12 protein-coding genes are annotated in these 12674 nt (G+C 40.1%); 3 read left to right on the forward strand and 9 right to left on the reverse strand.

Features of this window, described 5'->3' with window-relative positions:
• Positions 1-59: 59 nt before the first annotated feature.
• Positions 60-833 (reverse strand): YggN family protein, encoded by a 774-nt coding sequence (locus QL984_RS05785; RefSeq protein ID WP_008115461.1) that lies wholly within the window; start codon positions 831-833, stop codon positions 60-62.
• Positions 834-972: 139 nt separating this feature from the next.
• Positions 973-3402, reverse strand: a complete 2430-nt coding sequence (locus tag QL984_RS05790) for a zinc-dependent metalloprotease (protein WP_024601675.1) — start codon at positions 3400-3402, stop codon at positions 973-975.
• Between the two features lie 154 nt (positions 3403-3556).
• On the opposite strand from QL984_RS05790, the gene QL984_RS05795 reads away from it, so the two are divergent.
• Positions 3557-4525 carry a class 1 fructose-bisphosphatase gene (locus tag QL984_RS05795; protein WP_008115459.1) on the forward strand — a complete coding sequence of 323 codons (969 nt, stop codon included), beginning with the start codon at positions 3557-3559 and terminating at the stop codon, positions 4523-4525.
• A 149-nt stretch (positions 4526-4674) separates the two neighbouring features.
• Here QL984_RS05795 and QL984_RS05800 read toward each other — a convergent pair whose 3' ends face one another.
• On the reverse strand, positions 4675-5001 hold the full coding sequence (locus QL984_RS05800) for a hypothetical protein (RefSeq protein ID WP_036955823.1): 327 nt from the start codon (positions 4999-5001) through the stop codon (positions 4675-4677).
• 43 nt (positions 5002-5044) lie between these two features.
• Between QL984_RS05800 and QL984_RS05805 the strand changes: the two genes are divergently transcribed.
• Positions 5045-5395, forward strand: a complete 351-nt coding sequence (locus QL984_RS05805; RefSeq protein ID WP_036955954.1) for a cysteine-rich CWC family protein — start codon at positions 5045-5047, stop codon at positions 5393-5395.
• Position 5396: 1 nt separating this feature from the next.
• Here QL984_RS05805 and QL984_RS05810 read toward each other — a convergent pair whose 3' ends face one another.
• On the reverse strand, positions 5397-6227 hold the full coding sequence (locus QL984_RS05810; protein WP_036955815.1) for a sulfurtransferase: 831 nt from the start codon (positions 6225-6227) through the stop codon (positions 5397-5399).
• 131 nt (positions 6228-6358) lie between these two features.
• Here QL984_RS05810 and QL984_RS05815 point away from each other — a divergent pair, with 131 nt between their 5' ends.
• A complete protein-coding gene (locus tag QL984_RS05815; protein WP_036955812.1) occupies positions 6359-7102 on the forward strand; it encodes a glycosyltransferase family 25 protein in 744 nt (247 codons plus the stop codon).
• Between the two features lie 40 nt (positions 7103-7142).
• Here the strand turns inward: QL984_RS05815 and QL984_RS05820 are convergent, their stop codons facing one another.
• From QL984_RS05820 to QL984_RS05840, 5 genes are all read right to left on the reverse strand, one after another.
• Positions 7143-7562: a group 1 truncated hemoglobin gene (locus QL984_RS05820; protein WP_036955810.1), complete on the reverse strand. Its 420-nt coding sequence runs from the start codon at positions 7560-7562 to the stop codon at positions 7143-7145.
• Complete coding sequence (locus QL984_RS05825) at positions 7562-8392, reverse strand: DUF3034 family protein (protein ID WP_036955801.1); 831 nt, start codon at positions 8390-8392, stop codon at positions 7562-7564. The genes QL984_RS05820 and QL984_RS05825 overlap by 1 nt, the downstream gene beginning before the upstream one ends.
• Entirely contained in the window at positions 8382-10697 is a 2316-nt protein-coding gene (locus QL984_RS05830) for an EAL domain-containing protein (protein ID WP_036955798.1), read from the reverse strand. Before QL984_RS05830 ends, QL984_RS05825 begins: the two co-directional genes overlap by 11 nt.
• Entirely contained in the window at positions 10687-11352 is a 666-nt protein-coding gene (locus QL984_RS05835; protein WP_036955795.1) for a methylamine utilization protein, read from the reverse strand. The genes QL984_RS05830 and QL984_RS05835 overlap by 11 nt, the downstream gene beginning before the upstream one ends.
• A gap of 137 nt (positions 11353-11489) precedes the next feature.
• Entirely contained in the window at positions 11490-12593 is a 1104-nt protein-coding gene (locus QL984_RS05840) for a phosphoribosylaminoimidazolesuccinocarboxamide synthase (RefSeq protein ID WP_036955794.1), read from the reverse strand.
• Between the last annotated feature and the right edge of the window lie 81 nt (positions 12594-12674).

A 12674-nucleotide genomic window follows, 5' to 3' on the forward strand; every position in this document is an offset into this window, starting at 1 on the left:
GGAAAACAGCTTCAAACTGACCGCAGCCCTTTCTGAAACCTGACGCCTAAAACCTGCTCTTATGATTTAATCTGCACTAAATCAAAGTCTGTCATCCCGGGTACAATGGCTTGTAGGCGAGACTCTGTAATATCTAGAGAATTTAAGCATTCACAGTATTCAGAGGCTTTAAGTTCTAATTGGTGGGCTTTTTTCTGCAACGACTTATCGATTTCTTTGGTGATGATATCCATGCGTTGCCCCATGTCGTTCATGCGGTCTTCTATATTGCCTTCTCGAGATTTAAACGCATCCCCGAGCGACATTAAAATAGCACCCAAAGAGCCATGTACTGCAGAGTGTATTTTTTGGCTAATTTCTTTAGTAAAAAAATCATCAATTTGGGAAAGCGATTGAGGGGCTATAAAAAAGAAGTCGTCGCCACGCTTAAACTTATCCATAAGTGCACGCTCTACATATTGTAATTGCGTTTTTAGCACTTCGGGTTCTTTATCTGACATGCCCTCAACAACATGCTCAATAGCACTGAGTCCCAGGTTTACACCATCAGTCGCTAAATCGACTAGCTCAGGAACCGTTTGACGAATACCATTGCTAAATTGTTCTAGCACTTTACTTTCGTCGGTACTTAAATCGACCCAGTAGCCTCGAATAAACAGTTGATTATTATTGTTAATTTGCACCCTAGTTTGGCCTTTATCAACAATACGGATCACATCATCGGTAATAATTAAACCATGACGAAGTTCAACATCACATTGCTTTTGTGCGATTGCATTGCAGCTTAAAAGTGCCATTGATAACGCCAATATCGAACGAGATAAAAACGCCATAAACACCTCAAAAAGACTAAAATAGGGGGTGGCTAGATTAACAAAAAACCAACTTTATGCAAGCAAAAGTAACACCCTAAAAACAAGGCACCATGAAACGTAACGTTTATACAGCGCCTTTATCCTCTGGCTTGTACTATTAAATAGGTGAGCCTGGTGGTATGGGTAACGCTTTAAAGTTATCAGGCCACTGGCCTGTTGTTAAAAACTGATTAATTTGCGCCGCTAAATAGTCTTTAAATGCGCTGTCACCTACTTCAGGATGGCTCAGTAAAGAGTGTTGATTAAACTCATCCGCTAGTTTATTTAGGTAAAAATGCAGTTGCGCTTGCACCTCTGGACTTAGTGTTTGGCTAGCGACAAGATCAGCCATAGTTTTTGCCGTTAAGTACTGTACTCGTTGCGTTACTTTTCCTGTCATAGTGGCAGGCGCTGATACATTAAACACCTGCTTATATAATTGTTTAAGCAGCTCATCTAAGCCATAAAAGCGGTTATCTCGCACTTGCTGCTGCGCTAGACGATTTAATCGTTGAGCATTAAGTAATAGCGATAAGCTATGCTGCGCGGCGACTTCAGGTAATGCAAGTGCATCCATGGTTAAGCCGGTACGCCCCACTATACTTTCTCGTGATTTAGACTCGCCATACGCTTTAGGCACGATTAAGGAAAGTATCGACTCTGGAAGCGTTAAGTTGCTTGCTTTTAGGGTCGCTAAAATGGCATTAACCGCTTGTTGTTGAGCCTCTTTAGTTACAACTTGGGCGCCTTTAACGGGTGCATCACTGCGTATCTCATAGTCATAATCAACGCCCGCGATAAGCTTAGCAACCGCTTCAACTTGATAACGGTGGAACAAATAAAGCGGTACTAGCTTTTCTTCCAATTGCGATAGCGCAACCCCAGTTTTTATATTATTAATACCAAACTGCCCAAGCGCCTGCTTTCGCACATCAAGCACTCTAAGTAATTCTTCACTTGGATTACTGCCGTTATCCCAAAGGTGCGCTGTAGGGTGCGCCCCACCTTTGGCACGGGCATCACTGTCAGAAATAAACGCCAAACCTTGCGCTTTATTTTGCTGTAAAATAGCAGCGAGTGCTGCGCTTTCATCTTGTCCGGTAAAGTCGCTGTAGCCATATTTGATCACTTGGGTATCCCATGCCCCCATGCCTTTAGCATAACCATCAGATACATCTAACTGACCATTATCAGCAAAACTTAACAACGGATGCGGATAGTCCATCACCGAAGCACGATTATTTACTGACGCAGCAAAGTTGTGCGCAATACCCAGTGTATGACCAATTTCGTGAGCACTGAGTTGACGAATACGATCAAGTGCCATTGCATGTAAGGTACTTGCTACTTCATTGCCTTTTAAATAAGGCGCTGCCAGTGATTCAGCAATTAAAATATCTTGGCGTACTCGTAGCGATCCTAGTGTGACATGGCCTTTAATAATTTCGCCTGTACGTGGGTCTATAATTGAACTGCCATAAGACCAACCACGAGTTGCGCGATGCACCCATTGAATAACGTTGTAGCGCACATCCATAGGATCAGCATTATCTGGTAGCACTTTAACTTCAAATGCATTTTTATATCCTGCTGCATTAAAGGCGTTATTCCACCATTGCCCGCCTTCTAATAAAGCCGTTTTTACTGGTTCAGGTACGCCAGGGTCTAAGTAATACACAATGGGTTCGACCGGTTCACTTACAGCCAGACTCGGATCTTTTTTTATTAACCGATGGCGTGGAATGTAACGCACATACATAGACTCATCGAGCCCTGCTGCATAATTTTTATGCTCCACACTCCAATAACCCGATTGCGGGCTGAATTTACGTGGCGTGTAATTGTCATCAGGCAATTTGATTAATGAATGGTGCATATGCACGGTTAGCGCGTATGGATCAGCACTCACTTGGCGCACATATTCACCTGGTTTAGACCCTTTAAAGGTGAGAATGGCTTCAAGTTCAGTATTTTTCAAAAATGCTTTTGAGCGATTTATAAATACCGCACTGCGTGACTCATCAAGGCTAAACTGCCCTTGCTTGCGCGCAGCTAAAGTACGGCTTACGCCATGTACATCGCTTAGTAAATAGGGGGTGTAATCAATTAATGCAGCATTGTCATCTTGCGCGACAACTTTAAAACCCGCCAAAATACTGGATGCAAACGCTTCTTTAACGCTTTGCTGCTCTGCTAGATTACTTGTGTTTGCACGGTAGTAAGTATTTACAGCGCGCAACATAACCTTATTGCCAAAGCGCTCAAACTGTACCAAATAAGTACCGCCTAATTGGCCTCTATCTAAACCAATATCGTTAGACCCTACTCCATAAGGTAAGCTGTGTTGTAATAAAAATTGTTGTTCAAGTTTATCAACCTTTAAATACACATTGCCGTTTTGCGTATCGTAAAAGAAAGAAAAATAACCCGGGAAATGGTTCATTTTTTCAGTAAATTCGTCAATAGACTTAATTGCTGCGTGCGCTTGAGTTATCATACAGAGCAACACAGTAAAGAGTATGTAACTTAATCGTGATATTTTTTGCATAATCTTATCTTTGTTATTAGCGTTTTAAATGCGATGTAGGTATCCCATTATAGGGGGTTATTTATACAATACAGTTATTTAAGACGAATTTCAGCGCTCTAAACTAATCTCTCTCACATTATGATTAGTTTTAACACGTTATCAGGAAAAAAGAATGCGTAGACTCCCACCAGTATTACTAGAAGATGGCTGTTCAAGAGAACTTTTGTCGTTAATTCGTACTATTTTAGCGGCATGTAAAGAAATTTCATTTCGCGTCGGTCAAGGTGAATTATCGGGCGTATTAGGCTCAACCCTCGATGAAAACATTCAAGGCGAAACACAAAAGAAACTCGATGTACTGTCTAATCAGTTATTAAAAGATATATTGCTGGAGTCAGGCACAGTTAAAGCGATCGCCTCTGAAGAAGAAGATTATACTGTTGCCGGTAACCCAGATGCCGAGTACATTGTTGCATTTGATCCACTTGATGGCTCGTCAAACACCGATATTAACTCGCTAGTAGGCACTATATTTTCTATTATGAAAGCGCCGGTGGGCTCTGATGCTGCTGATGAAAAGATTTTTATGCAACCTGGGCATCAACAAGTAGCTGCAGGTTACGTACTGTATGGGCCATCGACCATGCTTGCGCTAACAACGGGTAAAGGTACACGCATGTTTACCTTAGATAAAACCCAAGGTAGCTTTTTACTTACCCAAGATTTTGCCGCTATTCCTGCTAAAACCAATGAATTTGCAATTAATGCCTCAAACCAGCGCCACTGGGAACCGGCGATGCAAAACTACATTAATGATTTACTTGCGGGAGATACAGGCCCTCGTGCTCAAAACTTCAATATGCGTTGGATTGCTGCAATGGTTGGCGATGTACACCGTGTACTTAGCCGTGGTGGCTTATTTACTTACCCAACTGATACTAAAGATCCTAATAAGCCTAATAAACTGCGTTTACTTTATGAAGCAAACCCAATGGCAATGCTAGTAGAGCAAGCAGGTGGTATTGCTTCAACAGGCACTGAGCGTATTATGGATATTCAGCCTGATGCCATCCATCAGCGTGTTGCGGTTATTTTAGGCTCTAAAGACGAAGTAGAAACTTGCTTGAGCTATCATAAGTAAACAAGTTGTCAGTTGTCAGTTGTCAGTTGTCAGTTGTCAGTTGTCAGAAAATACTAAGCCGGATTTAACTTAAATGCGGCTTAGTATTATTTATCCGTTACATAAAACCGCAGTAAGCTCGCATCTAAAAGAGTTGAGTTAGCCTAAATCTAGTCCTTTAATAATGCTAATAATTGTTCAAGCTTTGTATGGCTAAACTCGCCCATTTGTTCGCTATTGCTCAGCGCATAAATAACCCCTTCATGCTCAGCGCTATCTATATCTGCTCTTGATTCAATGACGTTGGCCCAAAGCGCGAGATCATCGAGATCTATTTCATTACTTACACAGCGCTTAAGCACATCAATCAATACGGGTGTCGTTAACTTATAAAGTGGCTTAGCATTGTGCGCAGAGCTTGACACTATTACTGAGATTGCTTCGTCTCTTTGCTCCCCAAATGTAATAAATTCAGCCAATGCTTTTTGTATATTCATAATGTTTGTTATTCTTGCTGCTCTACTGTTAATAAGACCTAAAATGACCCAGATAAACTGCAGCCAATGTAATACAACGCTTAACTGTAATGTTAATGATATAACCGCATGTTGGTGTTATCAGTTACCCGCTATTTTACCACTCGATGATACAGCAACCAGCTGCTTATGCCGATCATGTTCTCTTGCTAAAATAAATAGCTATTTAGAGACTATATACACCCAACCAATAAAAGCTCAAATCGCTTTTGCTAAACAATTTAGAAGCCATGATAATTTAATTGAAGGGTTAGATTACACCATGCAAAATAGTTACATGGTGTTTAGTAAGTGGTATTTTTTAAAGCGTGGTACTTGCTGCAAAAATGGTTGTAAAAATTGCCCTTATAGCTAAATTAGCCACACACAGCAATAGGCAGTGAGTTATCAGCGCCCCATTCACTCCACGAGCCATCGTACACACTTAAATTACTATAGCCGCATTCATCGGCAAACAGCGCAAGCGCACAGGCAGTAACACCAGAGCCACAGCTAAATTGTAAGTGGGTTGCATTACCGACTAATTCACTAAACTTTGCCTGTATAAAGTCGAGTGATTTTGCTTCACCATTTTCTAATAGACTAGTTAAAGGTAGCGAATAGCTATTAATAATATGGCCGCTGCGCATTCCGGCTCTTGGCTCACTACTTTTGCCGGTAAAGCGCTCATAAGCGCGTGCATCTAAAATAACTGTATTGGCATCCTCAGTAGCACTTAGCACCTGTTTTTTATTAATAAAGTAATCAGGCCGGTATTGAGCAATAAAATCGCCTTTTAATGATGCTTGTGTATAGTTTGATTCAACCGGAAGCCCGAGTTCAAGCCACTTGGCTAAACCGCCACTGAGGACTTTTACGTTATCAAACCCCATGGCTTTAAACATCCACCAAGCTCTAGCTGCACTGAATAACCCTGCATCTTCATAAATCACCACAAGTGAATCGTGATTCACTCCCGCTTTTTGCATCACTTGAGTAAATTGTTCTGCACTACACAAGGTATTAGGCAATGGGTTTGAGGTATCTGCGAGTTCTTTTTTGATATCAAACCGTTGTGCTTTAGGAAGCATGGCAACGGGTGAGTACTCCCCCGCAGCTGAGGGACGTAACATACCCGCATCAAAAATAACCAGGTTAGCTTGCTCTAAGCGAGCATGTAACCATTGTGCACTGACCATGTTTTTCATCGTCTTTCCAAATTTGAGGAAATGAAATAGCTATATATTATTACAGCCTGTTTATAAACAGAATTTAGACTGGTTACAAATTATAATAATGCTAAAATAGCTGCTTTGAGGTTTCTAAGTAAAATAAAATTATGCCAATCCCTTTTTACATTATCAATATGCAAGGCTGCGAAGACCGTTGGGAAACAACCCTAAAGCGACTTACCAGTCTACACTTAAATGCTGAACGTTTTGAAGCGACCATTGGCAAAAACCTTAGTGAAGAAGAAACCCTCAAGTGGTATTGCCCGAAAAAAAATAAAAAACGTTACAATCGCAATCTATCTGCAGGTGAAATTGGTTGCTATGTAAGTCATATGCGCCTTTGGCAAAAAATGGTTAATGAAAACATGCCTTTTTGTGTTGTATTAGAGGATGACCTTTTCATTGAAGCTTCACTTAAAGATGTTGTTGATGCGGCGCTTAAATTGAAAAACTGGGATTTAATAAAATTATCTGACAACAGAAATTTTCCATTTATTGACAGTGCCCCATTAGAAAATAATCTAACAGTCGGTAATTATAAAAAAGCACCAAATGGCACTCAAGGCTACATCATTTCATTAAGTGGGGCTAAAAAACTACTGCAAAGAAAACCATTTTTTAGACCCGTAGATGTCGATATGCAATTTCACACAGAAGTAGGGCTAAGTATGATTGGCATAAAACCCTACCCGGTTGCCGAAGATCGAAGCTTTATTAGTGAAATAACAAGCGCTAATGCAGGTTCGCACTCAAACCGCAGTACATTTATCAGAAATTTAATTCATAGATCGAGTATTCATATGCAAAGACGATATAAAACTGCGGATCTTGCCAAAATTACAAGTGAGTAATACCAAGCATATTTTTAAATGTATGCATTTGATTATAAAATTAAATCTTAATAATTTCGCCACGCAATGGCGCCATTTTAGCTAAAATTTTATTTTGCACTGTATGTGGGATATTTTGCTCGTTCATTGCATTTATTAATAAATCGACAACGTGATTGAAGTCTTTTTCGTTTATATTCATGCCAGTATGAATAGCAACCATAGAGTCACCTTTATATTCACAAGGGCCCTCCACCAGCGAACATAAATGGCTAATAAACCCTTGTCGAAAATGACTGATATTACTGTGCTCAAAGTAATGAAACACTTGTTGGTCATTACCTATTTGTGTAATAAAACTATCAGTTAGCCTCTCAAGCCCAGCTTGTTCGCCAAGCTGGTGATACAAAGAGGTGTTGGGTTGGGTTGTACACCCTGCAAGTAAGTTTAAACAACAAAAAATAAATACACTCAGTTTCATTACCAATACCCCGTAACCGATAAATACCAGCCAGTTTGATTATCAACACCAGCAATCCGCCCTAAATCTAAATAGGCCGCAGTCACACTCATATGCTTATTTGGTATCCACGCTATAAATAAATCACGCCAATCTTGTTCGCCTAACCCCAAGTTGTTGGCTTTTTGTCGATATTCAACACCAATGGCAAGTTCACGACTTACAAAAACTGCACTACTTGCTTCTAGCAAAATATGGCTGCCCTCATTAGCCCCGCCATACCCTAACAGTCCTAGCTGATTGGCTTTACTGTAGCGGGTGGTCACATTCCAAAACCAGTTGTACCCAGCAAGTGCGCCCAAATGTAATTTACTGGCGGCTAGGTACACATCTGTACCACTGGTATTTTTTGCGCCAACTAACTTTGCTACTGTGCCATCCTCTAGTGATTTATGCTGTACGCCCACACTTAGCTGTGGCCACTGACTATAAACAATATCACCGTATAAACGTACTTTTGCTCCAGTAATTGACTGCTCTATTTCGGTATTGAGCGCAGGCACATCAAACTGCTGCGCCGCATAACTGAGCTCAACTCGATTGAATAGGTTTAGCTGCATGCCGCAGACATCAAGACGGTAGTCAGTAACATCAGCACGACTACAAAAACCATTAACAGCCCATTCGTCTTCACTGGCATACCCTGCTAATTGTGCCCAAGGAACTAATCCGCCCCCTGCACTACCTTCAATTTGAGACACCCCAGGTGTTGCTAATAATTTCCCCGTAGCAGCCATACTTAACGCACTACAAAATGAGAGTGCCAAGGCGAATAATAACTTAATGTACACGCTGATATTCCTCTAACCATTGTTCTAATTGCTGCGCTTTTAAAGGGCGACTTAAATAATAACCTTGCGCATGATCGCATTGCATTTCGTGAAGCATTGATAAAGACTCAGCGGTTTCCACACCCTCAGCCACAACAGAAAACCCCAATTGGTGACCCAATGTGATTGAAGAGCGCACTATGTATTGATCTTTTTGTGATTCGTGCAGAGTTAAAATAAAGCATTTATCTAACTTAAGCTCATCAATAGGTAACATCTTTAAGCGCCCCAATGATGTTTGTCCGACACCGTAATCGTCTAATGAGATTTTAACGCCAATAGTTTTTAAATCTTCTAACGCTTTAATACCTTGGGCTTCATTTTCAATCATATCGCGCTCCGTCAACTCAATAGTGACAGAGCTTGGGTTTACTTGGTATTTATTTAAGGTGGCTACCAACGAAGCGTGAAAACCTGAATGAGCAATATCTTGGGCAGAAACATTTATAGCGGCTTGTAAATGAATATCCTTTTTTGACCAATCGGCTATTTGTGCAATCACAGTCTCGACAACCCAAGCGGTCAGCTCTACTATTAACCCTGACTGCTCGGCTAAATCAATAAAGACCTCAGGCGAGACCCAGCCACCATCTTTTCGTTGCCAACGAATAAGAGACTCTACCTTATCAATTTTCTGACTTTTAATATTCAATTTAGGCTGATAGGTCATAAATAATTGTCCATTATCATCATCAATTGCTTGTTTGAGTTCATCAAGCATAATTAAACGGTCTAAATGCGCCTCATCTTCACCGTCTTGATAATAATGTAAGCTTTGCTGACTCGTTGTAGCTGCATCAACAGCAATGAGTACACGTCGCATTAAATCGTCTGCTTTAGTCCCTTGCTCTGGGTATTGCACAATACCAGCATTAAAACGTAAGCTTATTTTTAAATTTTTAACCTTGTAAGCTAGCTGTAATTGCTTGAGTAAATCAGCCACTGCACATTTTACCTGCTCAACCTCTGCACAAGGGTAAACCGTTAAAAATTCATCGCCACCAATACGGGCATGGAAACCACCTAGCTCATCAGAAAATTGACGAATACGGTTTGCCACTGCAATTAAACATCCATCCCCTACTTGTGGACCAAGCTTATCGTTTATATGCCTTAAGCCTTTTATATCAATAGCAACAAGCGTGTACCGCGCATCATTAGTGAGCCGCTTAGCTAATAAATCTAACATAGCAGAACGGTTATAAAACCCTGTTAAAGTATCGTGATGTGCTTGAAAACTTATTTGCTGCTCACGCTTATTAATATCATTACCCATGTTATTAAAAGCATTCACGAGCGTTTCTATTTCACTGCTTTGCTTTTTACCTTCAAATTTAAAGCGGTAGTCGCCTTTTGCAAACTGTCTGGCAATAACCGCTAACTGTGAAAGTCCTGTCGTTAAATTATTTGCTAACAAACTACTGGTGATCACACCAAATAACATAGTTAAAACAGCGAGTGTGATCAGCGTTAATAATAATTGCTCAATATCGCGATAACTCGAGCTTAAATCTGCGCTAAGCAGTAAGGTTATCGGATGCGATTGTAAAGAGGGTAAAGCTATTTGTTCGTTTTCATAGGCCAAATATTCGGCAAAAAAACGAGCCGTAGTTTTTTTGGTAAAGTACGCTATTGGTTGAAAGTTATCTGGTTGGGATACTAGCGAGCTTGTTGCAAAATCATCTAATTGCGCAACAAAACTAACCTCCATTCCGGTTAAGCTTTTTAGCTCAGTAGCCACTGCAGATGTTATTTTAAATCCGACCAAACTGTAAGCGATAGTCCTGGGAGTTTTAACTGGCAATAAAATCACTTGGTACAGCTGGTTATTTAACACCACAAAGCTCGATTGCTCAGAATTATTTAATAACTCATCCATTAAGGGCTGTAGGTTATCGGCAAAATTTTGTGCATTAACATTAGCTGATACTAACCGCCCTGATAAATCGAGCAACAGCATAAGATCCGCATTGATCCGTTGACTGTGGTTGTATAACACACTGCTAATAGTGGCGGCATCACGAGTTGCAACCGCTTGCTTAAAACCAAAATCAGCGGTTAACACCTTTGCGGCTGTTAATAATAAGCTCTCTTTTGATTTTAAATATTGTTTATAAACGCTTTGCGCAACCGTTATATTTTGTTGCACTTTTTCTGCCTGAAATTTACTGGTAGACCACCAAAAGCTCAGTAAACTAACCAAGGTAGTGAGTAATACCAAGCCAACGCAAAGCGTTGTAATACGACTGCGTAAATTATTGGCCATTGCCTTCCCTAAATTGACTGCCAAAGGTATTACGTGGTGCAGGGGTAGATGTATTTATAGTTATTGATAACGGGCTGGTTGATTCTATATTAAACAGTTTTTTATTATCCAAGGGAGCTGTTTGCAGTGAATGCCAAACACTGGCTTGCACAGGAAAAGTGTCTACTTGCAGCTTTATCTGGCCTTGCTCGTTACTGGTATACACATGACTACTGTTAGCGACATATATATAGCCCACCATGGAGTCATGAATATTGCAGCCTAGAACAACAACACCTTGATTATCAAACTTAATAGGTTCTTCTGGCTGGCCAGAATAGAGCTTTAATTGAAAAGGTTTAGCTTTTGAAAAAGAATAAACATGGTGGCGAATATTATCGCTATTTGGAAAGTCGACGTACTGACCTTGGTGCACAATAAGCAACTCTGGAGAAAACTGTTTATCAACTTGATCCATTACCGCTGTGGGTAAATTGCCCGAAGTTTTTGAAGAAGGTAAATGATTTATTTCTACGACAGCATTAGGCAATACTTGGCCATGCTGATCTTTAATAACCAAATTAATGTTATTACCAAAAGCCGATACATTAAACAATACACCCAGTACTAATAAATAACGACGTTTTGCAATAACTTGCCATGCTCGCTCTAACATAACCACACCCAAAAATTCACCATAGGTTAAGTTAATTAGAGACGAGCACTAATTGCAAGAATTATAGTTCAGTAACTTAAAATAAATACTTTTTCATTAGTTAAAATGAGCTTTGCTATTTCTGTCTACTTACTACGTTATTTAACGATTAAACCGTAATCAGCATCTAAAATAGCAATCACTTCTTGGCGCGGATCATTAGGTATAATAATCTCTTTACCAATAATTTTGCTCGCGATGCCCACATAAGTGTCAGACACTTCAAGCATTACTGACTCAGGTAAAATATAATCTTTTGCTAACTGCTCACGCTCAGCCATACGGTCTTTATTTAATAACACATCATTCTCTGGTACGTTATTAATTAACAGCTGACGGAAACCTTCCTTTGAGTTTTCAACAATCTTGCCATCTCTATAAGATGCTTCATCCCAAATACGCGATGAATCGGGTGTCCCTACTTCATCAATATAAATAAGTTGCTGCGCACCATTTAAATCTTCTACGTAACCAAATTCAAATTTAGTATCTACGAAAATTTGCCCGAGCTTAGCTAACTCATTACTAATTAGCTCGAACCCTTCTACCAATAATTTTTCGTATTTGGCGACATCGTCAGCCGATTTAAAATTAAAAACATCTAAGTTGTTTGTAATATTTTCACGAGTGATGTTTACATCATCAACGGCAGGAATATCAGCAACCCCTTCTATAATACCCTTAGTAGAGGGAGTTATAAGTACTTGCTCAAGCTTTTGATTCGCTTTTAAGCCTTCGGGAAGCTGCAAACCACAAAAGTGTCTTTCGCCTTTGGCGTAGTCGCGCCACATACTGCCGGTAATATATTGACGAGCAATCGCTTCAACTTTAACCGTACTGGCTTTACGAACAATCCATACGTATGGATGAGGAATATCAACAATATGATTACCCGCCAAACCGGCTTCATTAAACATGTTAAACCAATGAGCAGCCACTGAGTTTAATGCAATCCCTTTACCAGGAACGCCATTTAGGCCATTTTCACCTTGCCATATGCAATCAAAAGCAGAAATTCTGTCAGAAATAACCATAATGGCTAATTCAGTATCGGCAGGAACGTTATAGCCTTTTTCATTTATTAAGCGTTTGCTATCTGCATCGGTTAACCAATAAACTGAACGCACTTTGCCACTATGTACTTTACCTTTGGTACGAATGGGTAAGTCATCGTTTACGTCTAAAACTTTATAGCTAGTCATGCTATCTCCGGGGTTTGGCATGCTCAAAGAGCAAAGTATGGAATTGGGGTTAGGCGCTCTATAATAATCTAGCCAACCACA

The organism is Pseudoalteromonas sp. APC 3495 (assembly GCF_030407645.1).
Lineage (GTDB): Bacteria > Pseudomonadota > Gammaproteobacteria > Enterobacterales > Alteromonadaceae > Pseudoalteromonas > Pseudoalteromonas tetraodonis.

Coding starts and splice junctions, on each gene's coding strand:
- QL984_RS05830 (WP_036955798.1), bottom strand. CDS start 10,697: ATGGCCAATAATTTACGCAGTCGTATTACAACGCTTTGCGTTGGCTTG.
- QL984_RS05820 (WP_036955810.1), bottom strand. CDS start 7,562: ATGAAACTGAGTGTATTTATTTTTTGTTGTTTAAACTTACTTGCAGGG.
- QL984_RS05790 (WP_024601675.1), bottom strand. CDS start 3,402: ATGCAAAAAATATCACGATTAAGTTACATACTCTTTACTGTGTTGCTC.
- QL984_RS05805 (WP_036955954.1), top strand. CDS start 5,045: ATGACCCAGATAAACTGCAGCCAATGTAATACAACGCTTAACTGTAAT.
- QL984_RS05835 (WP_036955795.1), bottom strand. CDS start 11,352: ATGTTAGAGCGAGCATGGCAAGTTATTGCAAAACGTCGTTATTTATTA.
- QL984_RS05785 (WP_008115461.1), bottom strand. CDS start 833: ATGGCGTTTTTATCTCGTTCGATATTGGCGTTATCAATGGCACTTTTA.
- QL984_RS05800 (WP_036955823.1), bottom strand. CDS start 5,001: ATGAATATACAAAAAGCATTGGCTGAATTTATTACATTTGGGGAGCAA.
- QL984_RS05840 (WP_036955794.1), bottom strand. CDS start 12,593: ATGACTAGCTATAAAGTTTTAGACGTAAACGATGACTTACCCATTCGT.
- QL984_RS05810 (WP_036955815.1), bottom strand. CDS start 6,227: ATGAAAAACATGGTCAGTGCACAATGGTTACATGCTCGCTTAGAGCAA.
- QL984_RS05795 (WP_008115459.1), top strand. CDS start 3,557: ATGCGTAGACTCCCACCAGTATTACTAGAAGATGGCTGTTCAAGAGAA.
- QL984_RS05815 (WP_036955812.1), top strand. CDS start 6,359: ATGCCAATCCCTTTTTACATTATCAATATGCAAGGCTGCGAAGACCGT.